The organism is Ensifer sp. ENS08 (assembly GCF_014852195.1).
In the GTDB taxonomy this organism is placed as follows: Bacteria; Pseudomonadota; Alphaproteobacteria; order Rhizobiales; family Rhizobiaceae; genus Ensifer; species Ensifer adhaerens.
Genome location: NZ_JACVBF010000026.1, coordinates 48,306 through 61,540, shown reverse-complemented (window position 1 = coordinate 61,540; position 13,235 = coordinate 48,306). Strand labels below are relative to the sequence as shown.

The window sequence follows — 13,235 nt, the reverse complement described above, 5'->3', positions numbered from 1 at the left end:
TGCCGTTCTGGTTCGAGCATTACAACAATCTTCACCCGCACAGCGCTTTAGGATATCAATCCCCGCGCGAGTTCATCAGCTCGCAATCTCAAGCCTGAGCATGTCCGGTCTTTTGGGGGCAACTCCAAGTTCGACGAACTGACCCGTTGGATACTTTGATAAATACGCTTCAATCATCTCGGCGTTACCGGTGTCCCGCACCGTTTCCCAGAATGAAACCTCGATTCCTGGCTCGCCCGCCCCAGACCCACCTTGAGCAACGCGCGCGGCTGCGAGTTCGGCGAACTCGCCCGCAGGGTATCGCTTCAGATATAGGAGATATTCGGCCGGGTCATCGCTCTCCTGAACCGCCTCCCAAAAAGCCACCTCAACCCGGCGCGCTTCATCTTTGTCTTGGTCTTCCGGCAGGGTCTGATCGACCGAAGAGGATCGCTCCGGGTGTTGGACGGACGTTAGCTCTGCACTGGGGCTTGGTTCGGACTGCGGGTCAAACAGAACACGGAACACCCGGAGCGGGCGCGAAATGTTCTTGACCTGATGCTCACCCAAATCCTCAAAGGTGGTGTCGACGCGATCGCGCAGATGATCTCGTACTCCTCGCGTTACACAGATGCCGCCGGCATCGGCCAGGCCTTCAAGCCGAGCGGCGATGTTGACCCCATCCCCGAAGATATCGCCGTCTTTCACCAGAACATCGCCGACGTTGATCCCGATGCGGAAGTACATCTTGTGTTTGTCGGCAAGCGGCCGGTTGGCACGCCACATGGCCTGCTGGATGGCGATCGCACAGTTGAAGGCATGCACAATCGATGGGAATTCCGCCAACACGCTGTCCCCCGCGGTCCCGAAGATCTCTCCATGAGCACTTTCAATAAGGCCGTCGATGATAGTACGATGCGATGTCAAGGTCGCCAGGGTCTGCTCTTCGTCGGCATTCATCAACCGCGAGTAACCTTCGATATCGGCAGCCAGGATCGCTGCAAGCTTTCTTTCAAGTGGTGGCGCCTCCATGTGAACGATCCGATCCAACGCGTGCGTTTCGATGTGCAGTCGATCATCAACCGATGAGCACGCGGCTTTGTTCCTTCCGTAAACGTTTGATCTCATCCGCGGGCGTATCACCCAAAGGCCGAATTTTGCTCGACCGAAATCTGCCTCGAGGTGGAGTGCCGCGAGGGTTCTAACAGGGTAGTTCCACTCCGCTTCCCCTCGCACCAAGGCATCGGCCAGAGGGTGAAAGGCTTCAAAGTTGACGTCCTACAAGCCTCAGCGCAGGACTCCTGCTTCACGGGCAGCTTCTTCAAAGGCCAATCGGGCCATGTAACCAGGCAAGTGACCATTCATGGCTTCGAGACAGGTGGTCAAAGCAGCCTGATATGCTGGACCGGATCTGGATCCGGACCAATTGTTTCGCAAAACCGCTACCGCTTCACTGGCTGATCCAACCAACACCTCGTGATCCGCATTGGGCAGGCTTATCACAACGCTTTCGTTCCAGGGTGCCGGTTGTTTTGCTTTCTCTAGATCGCGTCCGTAGCGTTCCTCGCGTTCCCACCGATCCTCTGCCATGGCGTTCTCCTTCTCGAACACCTTCAAACCGGAAAAACAGGAATGTGTTCCCAGTTCGAGCAACGAGGTTGGGCACGGATCCGCCCCCTTTTTTAGCCGGTCTGCCTTCTTCCCGTTATCGAGGTGCCCCCGCAAGGCTCCTTGTTCGGGAACTGTTGATGGGGTCGCGAAGCGACAGCCCCCCCCGCACTTTCACGCGGCGTCTTTCAACGCGTCAGGACGTTGTAGGTGGCCCACCGCTGATCTCGCAGACTGCTTCTATCCCCCGAGTGACGAATGTCGGGATTTCGCCGGCGTCCAGTTGGCGCCGCGTATCTTTAGCACTGCGTTGCTCTCCGCTGAGGCCATAAAGCTACGGGCGCGGGATCGTCGACGGGCAAACTCTTCCCGTGGGGGGATCGGCCGCCTGTGGAGTCGTCGCACCGTTGTCCCCGTAACCAGCGCCGCAGGCACATTTGAACAAATGCGCAGCCAAGGCGTTTAGCTGCTATCCACAATTCACAGGAGGAAATGACATGGATTGGGACCGTGTTGAAGGTAACTGGAAGCAATTCAAGGGACAGATCAAGGAACAGTGGGGGAAACTGACCGACGACGACTTGGACCAAATCGCTGGCAAACGCGATCAGCTCGAAGGCAAGATACAGGAACGGTATGGCCTCGAAAAAGATCGGGCACGACAAGACGTGGATGACTGGTTCGGCCGGCAAACCTGGTAATCTTCAGAGCGCCCCGCCCCAGGCGGAGCATCTGGTGTGCCCCAAGCGGCCCGACGGCTACGGCGCGTCGGGCCGCTAAACTGCCCTCCAGCTACCGGTCGGGAAAACTTGCTTCAGATAAACTCGCGCGCTGTTCGCCGCGAAAGAGCATCCATTTTGTATTGAAGGCGATACGACTCTCGGGGGGAAAGGGTGCTCGATCGGGCGGCAGTTCGAACTGCACAACTGAAGCGAATTTCTCCAACCTCACCTCAAGATGCCGAGTGCCTGCCACGCGCCGGCTTCCGGTGATAGACCCCACAAGACCGTGTTCGGATCCCATGACGAGTTGTATATCGTGGGCCGAAAGTAGAGGGCCGCCTGACCATCGTGCTCAGTTGTCGGTAGCCCCGTAGATCGGCCCTCAAGCCAGATCTCGCGGCCGGAAACACTGACGCTTAGGCAGTTCGACTGGCCAATGAACCCGTAAACGAACTGAGACGGGTGAGCGGAGATCTCGTCCGGCGTGCCCGTCTGCTCGTTTGAGCCGTTGTTCAGCACGACAATACGGTCGGCTAGCTCAAGCGCCTTCCCCTGGTCGTGCGTGACAAAAACAGTCGTGTATCCAGTTCGATCGTGGATGTACTCGACGAGGGTGCACTGTTCGAGAGTGCCATGTGGCTCGAGCACACCGACGCGGTGCGGACGCATAGGGAACTTTTCGGATCGATGGCCGTTTGTGATTTGCCGATGATCCCGACGCCGGATCATCGACCGGGCTCCGACGCGAAGGCGTGCGGAACCCGCCAGGTACACGCTCGCTTGGCCCCGTTATCGCCTTTCGGGGCCATTTTTTTTGTTCGCTCCCTGCCGACAGGAACCTGTTCAGCCCCGTGCGTTTTTTTCGCTTGTCTTGATGCCAAGTGTCCCCCGAAGTAGCCCCTCGCCTCGTCGCGCCCGACGGGGCCACTTCTTTATGAATTGATCGACAGGGGATTCCCGGACCTGCGATGGCTTTGGCCCACTAGGTGCCCGACGGATGAGCCGCACGCGCCAGCGCGCCGCCTGGTCATTTCTTACGGTGTAATGGAACCGATACGAAGTCTCGACGTTTCTGGCTTGGTGAGACCCTGAGCCCCCGATCAGGGTGACACCTTCACAATCCGCCCGGAAGTGAAGTACTCTCTCTCGATAAGTGCCTCTGGCCTCGTCCCGACGGGGCCATTTCTTTTATGATCCCTAGTCGCCGCGGCCATTACCACGACGGGGCCCGCGGTCGCCGATGAGGATTATCGTCGTGGGTGGACGAAGGCGCCCGATTTAGCCGCGAATGCATTGAGCAGGATCGGCGCGGCGCCGTGGGAGTGGACCCCGTTCCAACACAGCCTGTTGGCTCTGTCGACGGAAGGGGCCTTTTCCTTTTTAGTCGCTTCCTGCTTGCGTCCATTAAAAAAGACAGCCCCATCGCTGGGGCCGTGAGGTAAAACATCTGACGCTTCTGTTGAACGGTCCGCAGGCAAACCGCGCTCGATAGGCCCCATCTGCGGAGTTGAGGTTGAAGGTGGGGCCTAGAGGCGCTTTCGATCACCAAGCGGCGGTCGAGCAAGACGTTAGAACGTAGGAAAGCGCCAACGGTTCCACCATGGGACTTCAGTCCCATAACCCCGGCGCAATGGTCCTAATCCCGTGGAGAACTGACCCCGATACGCTATTTCTAATCCTCAGCCTATGGCGAACTATTCGGCATAGGCCGACAACGACACCAGGGCAGCCTGCCCGTCCCTTCGGTTCGCTCTGGTGTCGTTGCCGACCGGAGGAATGGACTATGTACGAACAATACCGCTACGGCGGGCCACCGAAAAAATTCTCGACAGGGTTTCTTATCGGCGTGATGCTCTTGGCGATGCTCGTCATCGGCGGATACCTCGTCGTGAACAGCGCGTTATCGCACGAACCTCAACAATCCGTCGCCATCGTCCTTCCGACACCTTTGGCATCCTCGAAGTAGTTCTCGACTGAAACAGGAAAGCAGCCATGAGACTGATGCACTTAGGGCGAACCCGCCTTGAAATGCTCTGCCACGATATCTCCCTCAGCGACGCCAAGCCAGAGAGCGCTGCCTACTCGATCTCTTCGAGGCTTACGCGTTCGTCTCCTCAACGCGAGCTTCTGCGGGAATACCCGGCCCGTAAAGAGCAGATTGCCGAACTCCAACAGATCTACGCCGACAAGGCAGAGTCGTCGCCCTACTCACGCTAACCGATGACTATTTTCATGAGCATGGCCAAGCGCAAGCGTTATCCCAGTATCCCCGATAAGGGCGGAGACAGTTGTGCGCCTGATAGCGAAGTGGGTCGCAGTATGGCTTCACGGCCTCAATGGAGGAGCGGCTCTACTGAAAAAAATCGACGTCAGATGGACCCCGGTGAAATCCCGGCCTTCGTCGACGACGTCATCGAGGCAGGCTGCGACATCTGCGCCGTGGGGCATGACAGCTACGTGATTAGCGAAATTGAGGAGCAGACCGCAACTAAGGAAAAGCTTGACCGAATAGTAGAGAAGTACGGCGATCGCGACGCCCTGAGGTGGGAGATCGTCGCCTACCTTTGGTCGATTGGCCGGTTCCTAGAGCTTGCGTCCGAAATCACCCGTCACTAGTTTCGCAAACTCCCGCGGGCAGACACAGTGCCGAGGCTACGGGTAGAATAAAAGCCTCTGCCGGGATCGGCAGAGGCCAATGCACGCTGGTGCAAGCGGCTCGTCTGAGCGGATGGAGCACGCTTCAAAAGCTACTGATGAAGGGCGGGGCGACAATTCACCCCAATGGAAGTGCATGCTCCGCCGACATGGAAAGTTTCGCTTCTTGAGCTACCATTGGGAGCGCGCCATATGGGAACGGTTTAGGCTGCACGCCTCTGGGTCTTGATCGCCTTGGAAGTTGGCTTGTCGCCCTTAGCCCTGACGCCATAATTTCGTATGTCTTCAACTGCCCGCCGTCGACCTCCTGCAGAATCCCCTTCATCACGTGCCCGAATAGCCCGAAATGGGTATTTCCCCGGTGGAACCAGGCAAGCCCTGCCGACGTTTTGTGGACGCGAATACCACGAACGCTTTGCCGCCCTTCATGGGAGGTCCCAAATGTACTTTCATTCGGATGATCTCAACTGCGCTCTCGGCCCTAAAGACGTAGAAATGCTGCATCGAGTATTTGAGAGGACCTGCTTCTTAGCGGGATTTCCCAAACTTTCCAAGCGAGGCAATCAACTGGCAAGATTCCTGATTGACGAGTTCCGTGTCGGCCATACCGACGAGGCTTGCCTCCTGGAGTGCGCTCTCTGGTTCACAAAGCGGGATACGCGACAATCGGAGTTCTCGTCTCGTCGTGGGCTGGGTGAAATATCCCGTGTTCGTGGCCCGGCACATGAGTAATCTGGAGGCTACATGGGTTTAGTTCACCTCGGACGGGCGCGCTTGGCAATGGCTCTGCCCGCTCATCGCGAACGATTGCGTTCAGTCAAAGATCATGGTTTGTACGACCTCTTCGAAAAATATGCGTTGGCGGCAAATACACTCGATGCTCTTCAGCGCGAGACGCCCCGACGGGAGGAGCGAATCCATGATTTTCAGCAGCTTTGCCTGGATTTACAGGCTGAGGTCGTCGTCGTGCTTGACCGGCTGCACGAGGAGAGCTGGTAGTCAGACGCAAATTGCATTCACAAACGTGATACGTCTGATCGCCTCAGCGAAGCTCACACCGAATGCCATCACCGCTTGAGGGATGATGTTACGGTCGGAATCAATTCCTCTCGCGCCACCTGAAAGGCGATAGCCCAACACGAAGCAGTCAGGCGGAGAACGCGGAAGTCTCGAGCCACGGGGATCCTCTGTTTCAGTGACCGATCACCTCGCCAGCTCTCAGTTCCGATTCGCGTCCTTCAGAACTGGCAAAGTGCATTTCTATCGACCGCCGTTCTCGTTACTCTCTCGATCTTCCCTAGGGTCCGTGGTTCCTCTTTCTGCCCCCCGCAATGGGGCATAAGGACACCTTGGAGATGGCTACCAGGGCGTATTCGACAGCGGCAGCCCGCGCACCTCAACTGGCCCGCGACCGGAGGGCAGGCCCCTATAGCGTGGCCGGAGAGGACATCGACGCTGCTCGCTGAGAGGCGCGGGAGCGGGTTCTGATTTCCCAACTCAACCAACGCGTTAGGAACATTCTCGTGGTTGTTGCGGCAGTTGACGCATGTTCTTGAGCTTCGTTGATTGAGCGCCGGGGATATTCGTCTTGGAAAATCTCGCGGGTGCGACGGTCGTTCCCACGACCGCTCCAACCGCGCCCACTCGCCGAGCGAACTATTCTTTCGACCGGTCCTGATCGAACCCCACGTCCCAGTCTTTCGGAGGTTCCCTATCTCCTGGCGGACTGCGGTGACCCGACATATCCTCAGACCCGGTGATCACGGTCGGCTTGGCGCTCGATACTCCCGTGCTCTTGCGGTTGCCTTGGGGGTCCGCAAACTGGCCCTTCGCGTCGGCCCTGGTCTTGGTCGCGTCAGAAGGGTCATTTCTCGCGGGTTCCCGATTGTTTTCGCCGGCCGCATCCCGATCCTTTTCGGGATCATTCGGCCTCGTTTTCTCCGGCCCTTCCCATCGCGGTGACTGGTCAGCGCTGCCCGGCGCGCCATCGTTCGGTTTGGTAATCGACATGTCTGCCTCCTTTTCGAAAGGCCGAACAGGCGATGCGCGTTGAAGTTCCCATCGGGATGCATCCGCACAGGCAGGCGCGCTGCACGTATGCGGGTTCGACACCCAACGTCGCGGGGCGATTTTTTGCTCGGCGGGGAACCATATCGATCCCCCACGCTTCTGTTGGTCCCCGCCGACTCTAGGGCGGGACCAACCGAGGAGAACGACAATGGCAAATCAACGCAGCCAGGGCGGCAGCAGCGAACAGCATCGCAAGGCTGGCGAACAAAGCCATAAGAACGACGACAAGCAGCGACAATCCGGCGGTCGCGAAACCGGGGCTGGCAAGAGTGCCGGTTCGGGCGGGGCTAAGAGTGGCGCTGGCACCACGGGCGGCGGTCGCGGCACCGACCGCAAGAGCTGAGGTTCCATGGAAAGGCGGCCAAGGACGTGCACGACTCGATGACGTCGACCGAACCCAGAGGTTTCGGGAAGTCGGCAGGTCACAGTGCCTCGAGCCCTTCCCGGGATCAGATGACGCGGAAGTCCGTCTGGAGACTGAGGACGAAATGCGGACTGTCTGCCCGGTTCCAGGCGAGGTCGCGAGTGCCGATTTGTCCACTCGCTAACCGGACGGGCTGGCTCATCCTAGTTTAGCATGATGACCGTCCGCCATCCCGGCGGGCGGTCCTTTTTGCATGAAAGCGTTGACAATCTTCGGAACCACCGGTCGCCGAACCGTGTTTTGCGTTGGCGTGTACCAACGAGACAGGAGACAGGAACCATGAACATCATCGCACAACAGGTGCTCACAGATCCCGGAGGCGTGATGACCGTCGAATGGGTTGCAGAAGGCGGAGATGTGATTTCCGTTCGCCTACAAAGCACTGGCGGAGACCTTGGCGTCGATGCGGCCGTGACCAAGGCCAAAGCTATGATGGTGCAAGTAGCCGCGTTCGAAGAGGGGGATGACCGCGAAATCGTCGGTGGCGATGAAACGGGATCGCCGGCGGTGGAGTCTTTGAGAAGCGCGCGCAGCGCAAAGGATACCGGCACTCTGGAAGAACAGCTCGACGAAGGTCTCGAGAGTTCGTTTCCCGCAAGCGACCCGGTTGCCGCGACCACCAGCTCTATTCCGACCGGACGCTCCGATCCCACGAAGAACGAAAGCTAGACACGCGGCCCGCGCGCACGTCTTCTTTGCTCGATCGCCAGCGCGTTGCCAGCGGGCGCTCGGCTGCACCCCGGATCCCGCATACGGCTTAACTCTTTCCACTTGGCAGTTGGACCTGCCGACAGGAGACCTATCATGAAACAGCTCGTTCTTGCTTCACTCGTGCTCACTCTGGCCGGTTCGGCCCTCGCCCAGTCCGCAATGGAAAAATCCGGCATAAACTCGCTGATCGGTGCTGCACCTAAAACACAGGATTTCGTCCAGGAAGCGGCGACAAGCGATCTGTTCGAAGTTCAGTCCAGCAGGCTTGCTTTGGAAAAGGGCGATGCCGCAACGAAGGCCTTCGCTCAGAAAATGGTCCAAGACCACGAAAAGACGACTGCTGACCTCAGTGGCCTCGTCTCCAGTGGCAAGGTCAAGGCGACCCTGCCGAAGACCATGACGACCGCTCAAAAGGACATGCTCGCCAAGCTGAACGATCTCAAGGGCGAAGACTTTGGGAAACAGTACCGTTCCGATCAGCAGGAAGCGCATGAAGATGCGGTGGACCTGTTCAAGCGCTACAGCGAAGGCGGAGAAAACGCTGAGTTGAAGGCTTGGGCTGCAAAAACGCTTCCGGCCCTGGAGCACCATCTAGAAATTGCGAAGAACCTTATCAAATAGCGCAATGGCGGTTCGAGGGCACGGCCGCGACTATCCGAGATGAAGCTCGATGGGACGAGGATCGCGGTGCGAGCGTCCGGGTCTAACTGGCGGGGCGCAAAATTGCGCTTTGATCGATTGAGCCGCAGCATCATCCAGGTTTTAAACCCGGTACCGATGGGGCTTACTTTGGCGCTTGTTGGAGGGCCTTAGTTCTCGTCACCCGGATATGCAGAGTTCTTCAGCAGGGTGGCAACATGGGATGCATTGCGGGCAAGCATTGCAATCATCGTTTTTACCGGCTCAGGGGTCTTTCTCAGATCGACGAAGTTGGTAGAGCCCATCGCTTCGCCAACCCAGTAAGCGACCGCATTTGCCGGAATGGTGAAGCCGACGTCGTTGAGTGCCTGAAAAACTTCAGCGGAAACGTGATGGGCGCCGTCTTCGTTGCCGACGACAGCAACGACGGCAATCTTGCCGTAAGAAACAATGCGCCCTTTTTCGTCGGTTTCATCAAGGAATGCGTCCATCCTCTCCAGGGCACGCTTGCAGACACTCGATGGCTGCCCGAGCCAGATGGGCGTGCCGATGAGCAGGATGTTGGCATCGAGGATCTTCTTGCGTATATCGGGCCAATCATCCCCCTCACCTTCATCGGAAGTCACGCCTGGTTTTACGTTGTGATCGGCCAGGCGGACCGTCTCAGTGTCGACGCGATGCTTCTCGAATTCCGCCGCAATAAGACTTAGGATTTTATCGGTGGACGACGCCTCGGTGGCTGCGGAGGATTTTAAGGTGCAGTTTAAGGCAAGCGCTTTCAGGGGCATCGACGGATCCTTCTCACTCGGGACGGGTAACCGGGTTGTTCAAACGACCAGATGTCGTTGACGCTCCGGACTGCGTTACGCTTCACGGCGAGGCGTCGCCGCTAAGAATTCTTCGGTCTTCACGAGTTCGAGCTGGACTGAATACCGATCGCTGAGCAGATCCATGGCGGCATCGTGCGTTTCGTCGGCGCCGCTATAAACCGCATCGCAAAGCACGGTGACGCCAAACCCGAGATCGATCGCGCCGAGGATGGTCGCCAGGACGCAGATATCCGTCTCGCCGCCGGTAACGACGAGGGTTTCCACGCCTTCTTGTCGAAGGTGCGAAAACAACCGGCCATCAACCCAGGGCGAATAGGTCGTTTTGTCGAAGACGCGGGCTGGCGGCACAAGGTTTTGAAAGGAGGGCGGCAGCTCGAGCATTTCTTTAGGCAGGTGCTCGCCGGTCATCATCCACCATTTTTGATAGTAATCCCTCCAACTTCCCGCCGCGTCGCGTGGATTCTGGGGTGGCATAAATCGGGTGAAGATTGTGTTGCTCGCATGGCGTTCCGATATTTCGACAAGTTGCGGTAGCACGTTTTTCATCCACGGCACGTGCCACGGCGTCTGCTCCAAAAACATCCGCTGGGCATCGACGCAGATATGCCGCCACTTGCCGACTGCTTCCATGCCCCGGTGCCTCCTTCAAGATCAACCGAACCCGCGAACGGCGTGACTGGTTCCCGGATGCCCGGAGTTTTCTGCCACAGGCCAATCACCACAGGCACACAGAACCTTCTTGCAGGCTCCGCGTTCTCTCTTGAGACAGGAGAGCATCAATAGCCTCACAAGCAGACACACCGATTTCGACCCGATTCTCACCCCACGAACGGGCATGACCAGTCCTGGGCTCAACAAGCGAGAATTCAGGCGACGATATCTCACACAATGAGAGGCCGCCAGCGTTTGAACACCTGAAGGCCCAGCTTAGTGACATCGCCAACGCCGCATGGGATGCCTATATGAGTCCAGAATGAGCCCCTACACCCGCAGGGCGGGACCCGGCTATAGAGATCCAGCCTACGAACTCTGTGTTGACTGGATTGCCGCGAAAAGCGATCGATGAGGCGAAAGTACGTCATGACGACAATACGTCGGCCATCTGGAATTCTGTTGGTCAACGCATCCGCGCGAAGCGAGCACACCTGTCCGGGGAGAATCCAAGTTCTATCGCAAGCTGGAGTTGGCTAAGGCGTCGATTGAAGAAAGAGGCGATGTTGACGTCGAATTCCTGTCGCTCGACCGGATAGCCTCTGAGTACGGTCGAAGCATTCACCCCCGCACGGCTTGCTTCTCCACCTCGCCAGCACTTTGTCATTGGCCCTGAGATGGACGGCTGGGCTTACCCGCGGCATCTCAAGGGCCGGATTTTCTCCGTCGTCGTGAGCGACACCGAAGGTGCGAAGAACACGCGGCGGGGCCGCGATCCACGTGGGCCGACAAGGGCGCGCCTTGAGATATGGACCGAGCCTCGTTGGTGAGCATGCAGAACCCGATGTTCTCGATGAGGTCGAGACCGTTTCGGTATCGCCTTGGTCGTGTATCAGTTTGCTTCACCTTTGATGATTGGATAAAACGGCGGCTGCCAGGCTGAAGTTCCACGAGCGCCCGATCACGCGGACGGCGCGCCGCCAAAACCGGCACTCCATCGGAGGCCAGACTACTTTGCTCTGCGTTGAGCCAGATGCATTCGAGCAGGTGCGCATCCACGGAACTTGTTTGGACCTGCTGGATTGACCAGGGTGGAGGCGCTGGTCTTGCCGAACACAATCGACGGGTAACGCACCACATACCATCGCTCTGCGCGAGGAATCTGCGATGTCTATGCTCGTCCTTGTTGCTGCTGCTTGTGGTTTCCTCGGAGTGCTGTCGCTCCTCTGGGAAGCACTGCGAACCCGGCCTCTCAGTGACTTTCACCGATCCGCCCGCTCAAGACCAACACTAGAGCCCAAAGGTCAGGCCTTCGCTTTGTCGGGCCGGTCAGAAACCGGATTGGCCTGAGCTTGATCGTGGCCGGCATCTTCATCTTTTTGACCGTCATGTAGATCGGCCGCTAGACCACGGAGCGGAACCTTGCCTGTTATCGAGAGTTTGAACGCGAGGTAGCGAGAAGGAGCGAAACCATGCCTCGAGGTGACAAGTCCGCATACACCGACAAGCAAAAGCGCAAGGCCGAGCATATTGAGGAGGGCTATGAAGACCGTGGCGTTCCGAAAAAGGAGGCCGAGCGTCGAGCCTGGGCCACGGTGAATAAGGAAAGCGGCGGCGGCAACAAGTCCGGTTCGGGCCGTGGGCACCCGGAGAGCAACGCCTCGTCTGAAAAGGGTGGAAGAAAAGGCGGACAAGCCGCTGCTTCGAGACCTAAAGCAGAGCGATCGGCCTCCGCAAAAAAGGCGGCTGCAACCCGTAAGCGCAACGCGGAAAGCGTCCATCATTGATCCACGACACAGGCGGCGGGTGCCGGTGTGGGACGTAACGTTCAAGGAGAAAACATGATGGACTGGGATCGCGTAAAGCGATCGGTCCGATCTTTACGCTCCTGGACCTCACGCCACTTGGCCGACAGGAAACCTGGCAGGACGTGCCGTCCGGCCGTACGCAGGGAGATCCATACAAGTGGTGGGGGCTTCACGACCACTACGGAACCGCGAACAAGCCTGACATCGTTAGCCCGTAGCCCCTGCTGAAGGAGGATGTCTAGCGGCTTGACGAAGTGTTCAGGATCATCGGCAAAAAGCCTGAAAAAAGATGTGGCGCAATCATGGGAAGGCGGCTCGATCATGGAAGTGTATCAAGGCTCGCCCGCGCTCGACGCCGGACTGCTTGCAGCCGCACAGGCTGTCGAACACTACGAACGGCTCGCTGAGGACCTGGGCGCTGCAGCTGGGCATGAAAGACGCCAAGCTGCTTATGACGACGCTTGACGAAGAGCAGGCGACGGAGATCGCCCTGACCGCGACCGCCACCAAGGTCGTCAATCAGACCGCCGAAAAGCGGCCTGACGCAAACACCAGCCCGGCTTGATCCTTTTATCGAGCCGGGCAAAGGCTCCGGGCTCAAGCTTGGCGTCGGGACCGCGACTCTGGCAAAGCTTCCCGGCTAAAGCCGGGGGTCCAGTCTGTCGTCTCCAACTCATGATATCAGACTGCGATCACGAAAGTGCTTCCCATATCTTTGCAGCGGGATCACAGTGATGGCAGGCAAACTCTTAAGCAGGCCTCAAGTTCGGTCTGCGGATATGCCTCCAACCAAAGGAGGACAAGATGTCTTCCAACGTAGCCTCCCATGTCCCCGTTCCCCTCGATATGCTCAAACGGGTGCTCGACACCGTCGGGATATTCGATGTTGGGAGTGCGTGGCACCGCGCGAAAAGACGAGCCGCAGCTCGATTGCTGATCTCGGCTTTTCAACGCGGCACTTGCTCCGAAGCAGCGCTCGTCACCATTCTGATGAGCCAGATCGAAATGCTCTCGCCACCTTTCCCTTGTGAAGATGTCGACCGCTGGGAAAACGAAGGTGGCGGCGTACAGCCTGATCTCGCTGCAGCGCCGGAGACAGTCCATTGATCGGATGGGGCACCAATTGCCGTTTTCTTCT

Annotated in this window: 16 protein-coding genes and 3 pseudogenes; 14 read left to right on the top strand and 5 right to left on the bottom strand. The window is 58.1% G+C overall.

The genetic code is table 11. The features are described from left to right. On the top strand, positions 1-98 hold a 98-nt coding region (locus IB272_RS32920), incomplete at its 5' end, for an integrase core domain-containing protein (RefSeq protein WP_192444694.1). On the opposite strand, the gene IB272_RS32915 is transcribed toward IB272_RS32920, so the two are convergent. Continuing rightward, positions 76-1,011: an adenylate/guanylate cyclase domain-containing protein gene (locus tag IB272_RS32915; protein ID WP_192445775.1), complete on the bottom strand. Its 936-nt coding sequence runs from the start codon at positions 1,009-1,011 to the stop codon at positions 76-78. The genes IB272_RS32920 and IB272_RS32915 overlap by 23 nt on opposite strands. 255 nt (positions 1,012-1,266) lie before the next feature. Then, a complete protein-coding gene (locus tag IB272_RS32910; protein ID WP_162741325.1) occupies positions 1,267-1,569 on the bottom strand; it encodes a DUF982 domain-containing protein in 303 nt (100 codons plus the stop codon). A gap of 515 nt (positions 1,570-2,084) precedes the next feature. Here IB272_RS32910 and IB272_RS32905 point away from each other — a divergent pair. The 6 genes from IB272_RS32905 (at position 2,085) to IB272_RS35710 (ending at position 6,452) form a co-directional block, all read left to right on the top strand. Next, the gene (locus IB272_RS32905) at positions 2,085-2,288 is read left to right on the top strand and encodes a CsbD family protein (RefSeq protein ID WP_029742764.1); all 204 of its coding nucleotides are present in this window, start codon (positions 2,085-2,087) and stop codon (positions 2,286-2,288) included. Positions 2,289-4,092: 1,804 nt separating this feature from the next. Continuing rightward, the gene (locus IB272_RS32900; RefSeq protein WP_029742765.1) at positions 4,093-4,275 is read left to right on the top strand and encodes a hypothetical protein; all 183 of its coding nucleotides are present in this window, start codon (positions 4,093-4,095) and stop codon (positions 4,273-4,275) included. A gap of 26 nt (positions 4,276-4,301) precedes the next feature. After that, positions 4,302-4,526 carry a hypothetical protein gene (locus IB272_RS32895; RefSeq protein ID WP_192358646.1) on the top strand — a complete coding sequence of 75 codons (225 nt, stop codon included), beginning with the start codon at positions 4,302-4,304 and terminating at the stop codon, positions 4,524-4,526. A 15-nt stretch (positions 4,527-4,541) separates the two neighbouring features. Continuing rightward, on the top strand, positions 4,542-4,925 hold the full coding sequence (locus IB272_RS35715) for a hypothetical protein (RefSeq protein ID WP_348646837.1): 384 nt from the start codon (positions 4,542-4,544) through the stop codon (positions 4,923-4,925). Positions 4,926-5,708: 783 nt separating this feature from the next. Continuing rightward, positions 5,709-5,963, top strand: a complete 255-nt coding sequence (locus IB272_RS32885; RefSeq protein ID WP_034800476.1) for a hypothetical protein — start codon at positions 5,709-5,711, stop codon at positions 5,961-5,963. A gap of 129 nt (positions 5,964-6,092) precedes the next feature. Then, positions 6,093-6,452, top strand: a complete 360-nt coding sequence (locus IB272_RS35710; RefSeq protein ID WP_348646840.1) for a DUF6766 family protein — start codon at positions 6,093-6,095, stop codon at positions 6,450-6,452. A 168-nt stretch (positions 6,453-6,620) separates the two neighbouring features. On the opposite strand, the pseudogene IB272_RS32880 reads toward IB272_RS35710, so the two are convergent. Beyond that, positions 6,621-6,800, bottom strand: a pseudogene (locus tag IB272_RS32880) (hypothetical protein); the annotation flags it as partial. Between the two features lie 382 nt (positions 6,801-7,182). On the opposite strand from IB272_RS32880, the gene IB272_RS32875 reads away from it, so the two are divergent. From IB272_RS32875 to IB272_RS32865, 3 genes are all read left to right on the top strand, one after another. Beyond that, positions 7,183-7,377: a hypothetical protein gene (locus IB272_RS32875; protein ID WP_029742771.1), complete on the top strand. Its 195-nt coding sequence runs from the start codon at positions 7,183-7,185 to the stop codon at positions 7,375-7,377. 360 nt (positions 7,378-7,737) lie between these two features. Further along, a complete protein-coding gene (locus tag IB272_RS32870; protein ID WP_029742772.1) occupies positions 7,738-8,127 on the top strand; it encodes a hypothetical protein in 390 nt (129 codons plus the stop codon). A 135-nt stretch (positions 8,128-8,262) separates the two neighbouring features. Continuing rightward, the gene (locus IB272_RS32865) at positions 8,263-8,790 is read left to right on the top strand and encodes a DUF4142 domain-containing protein (RefSeq protein ID WP_192445774.1); all 528 of its coding nucleotides are present in this window, start codon (positions 8,263-8,265) and stop codon (positions 8,788-8,790) included. 188 nt (positions 8,791-8,978) lie between these two features. On the opposite strand, the gene IB272_RS32860 is transcribed toward IB272_RS32865, so the two are convergent. Continuing rightward, the gene (locus IB272_RS32860) at positions 8,979-9,596 is read right to left on the bottom strand and encodes an NAD(P)H-dependent oxidoreductase (RefSeq protein ID WP_112975839.1); all 618 of its coding nucleotides are present in this window, start codon (positions 9,594-9,596) and stop codon (positions 8,979-8,981) included. 75 nt (positions 9,597-9,671) lie between these two features. After that, the gene (locus IB272_RS32855; RefSeq protein WP_192445773.1) at positions 9,672-10,268 is read right to left on the bottom strand and encodes a cysteine hydrolase; all 597 of its coding nucleotides are present in this window, start codon (positions 10,266-10,268) and stop codon (positions 9,672-9,674) included. A gap of 1,493 nt (positions 10,269-11,761) precedes the next feature. On the opposite strand from IB272_RS32855, the gene IB272_RS32850 reads away from it, so the two are divergent. The 4 genes and pseudogenes from IB272_RS32850 (at position 11,762) to IB272_RS32835 (ending at position 13,204) form a co-directional block, all read left to right on the top strand. Then, entirely contained in the window at positions 11,762-12,076 is a 315-nt protein-coding gene (locus tag IB272_RS32850) for a hypothetical protein (protein ID WP_029742638.1), read from the top strand. A 74-nt stretch (positions 12,077-12,150) separates the two neighbouring features. Further along, a pseudogene (locus IB272_RS32845) lies at positions 12,151-12,315 on the top strand (DUF899 family protein); the annotation flags it as partial. A gap of 18 nt (positions 12,316-12,333) precedes the next feature. Then, positions 12,334-12,662, top strand: a pseudogene (locus IB272_RS32840) (DUF892 family protein); the annotation flags it as partial. 239 nt (positions 12,663-12,901) lie between these two features. Further along, positions 12,902-13,204, top strand: coding sequence for a hypothetical protein (locus IB272_RS32835; RefSeq protein ID WP_029742639.1), 303 nt, complete (start codon positions 12,902-12,904; stop codon positions 13,202-13,204). The last annotated feature ends 31 nt before the right edge of the window (positions 13,205-13,235 follow it).

What these genes read in the sequence shown, in the direction of transcription:
- IB272_RS32835 (WP_029742639.1), top strand. Translation starts at nt 12,902, where the DNA reads ATGTCTTCCAACGTAGCCTCCCATGTCCCCGTTCCCCTCGATATGCTC.
- IB272_RS32915 (WP_192445775.1), bottom strand. Translation starts at nt 1,011, where the DNA reads ATGGAGGCGCCACCACTTGAAAGAAAGCTTGCAGCGATCCTGGCTGCC.
- IB272_RS32875 (WP_029742771.1), top strand. Translation starts at nt 7,183, where the DNA reads ATGGCAAATCAACGCAGCCAGGGCGGCAGCAGCGAACAGCATCGCAAG.
- IB272_RS32870 (WP_029742772.1), top strand. Translation starts at nt 7,738, where the DNA reads ATGAACATCATCGCACAACAGGTGCTCACAGATCCCGGAGGCGTGATG.
- IB272_RS32860 (WP_112975839.1), bottom strand. Translation starts at nt 9,596, where the DNA reads ATGCCCCTGAAAGCGCTTGCCTTAAACTGCACCTTAAAATCCTCCGCA.
- IB272_RS32895 (WP_192358646.1), top strand. Translation starts at nt 4,302, where the DNA reads ATGAGACTGATGCACTTAGGGCGAACCCGCCTTGAAATGCTCTGCCAC.
- IB272_RS32855 (WP_192445773.1), bottom strand. Translation starts at nt 10,268, where the DNA reads ATGGAAGCAGTCGGCAAGTGGCGGCATATCTGCGTCGATGCCCAGCGG.
- IB272_RS32865 (WP_192445774.1), top strand. Translation starts at nt 8,263, where the DNA reads ATGAAACAGCTCGTTCTTGCTTCACTCGTGCTCACTCTGGCCGGTTCG.
- IB272_RS32900 (WP_029742765.1), top strand. Translation starts at nt 4,093, where the DNA reads ATGTACGAACAATACCGCTACGGCGGGCCACCGAAAAAATTCTCGACA.
- IB272_RS32850 (WP_029742638.1), top strand. Translation starts at nt 11,762, where the DNA reads ATGCCTCGAGGTGACAAGTCCGCATACACCGACAAGCAAAAGCGCAAG.
- IB272_RS32885 (WP_034800476.1), top strand. Translation starts at nt 5,709, where the DNA reads ATGGGTTTAGTTCACCTCGGACGGGCGCGCTTGGCAATGGCTCTGCCC.
- IB272_RS32910 (WP_162741325.1), bottom strand. Translation starts at nt 1,569, where the DNA reads ATGGCAGAGGATCGGTGGGAACGCGAGGAACGCTACGGACGCGATCTA.
- IB272_RS32905 (WP_029742764.1), top strand. Translation starts at nt 2,085, where the DNA reads ATGGATTGGGACCGTGTTGAAGGTAACTGGAAGCAATTCAAGGGACAG.
- IB272_RS35715 (WP_348646837.1), top strand. Translation starts at nt 4,542, where the DNA reads ATGAGCATGGCCAAGCGCAAGCGTTATCCCAGTATCCCCGATAAGGGC.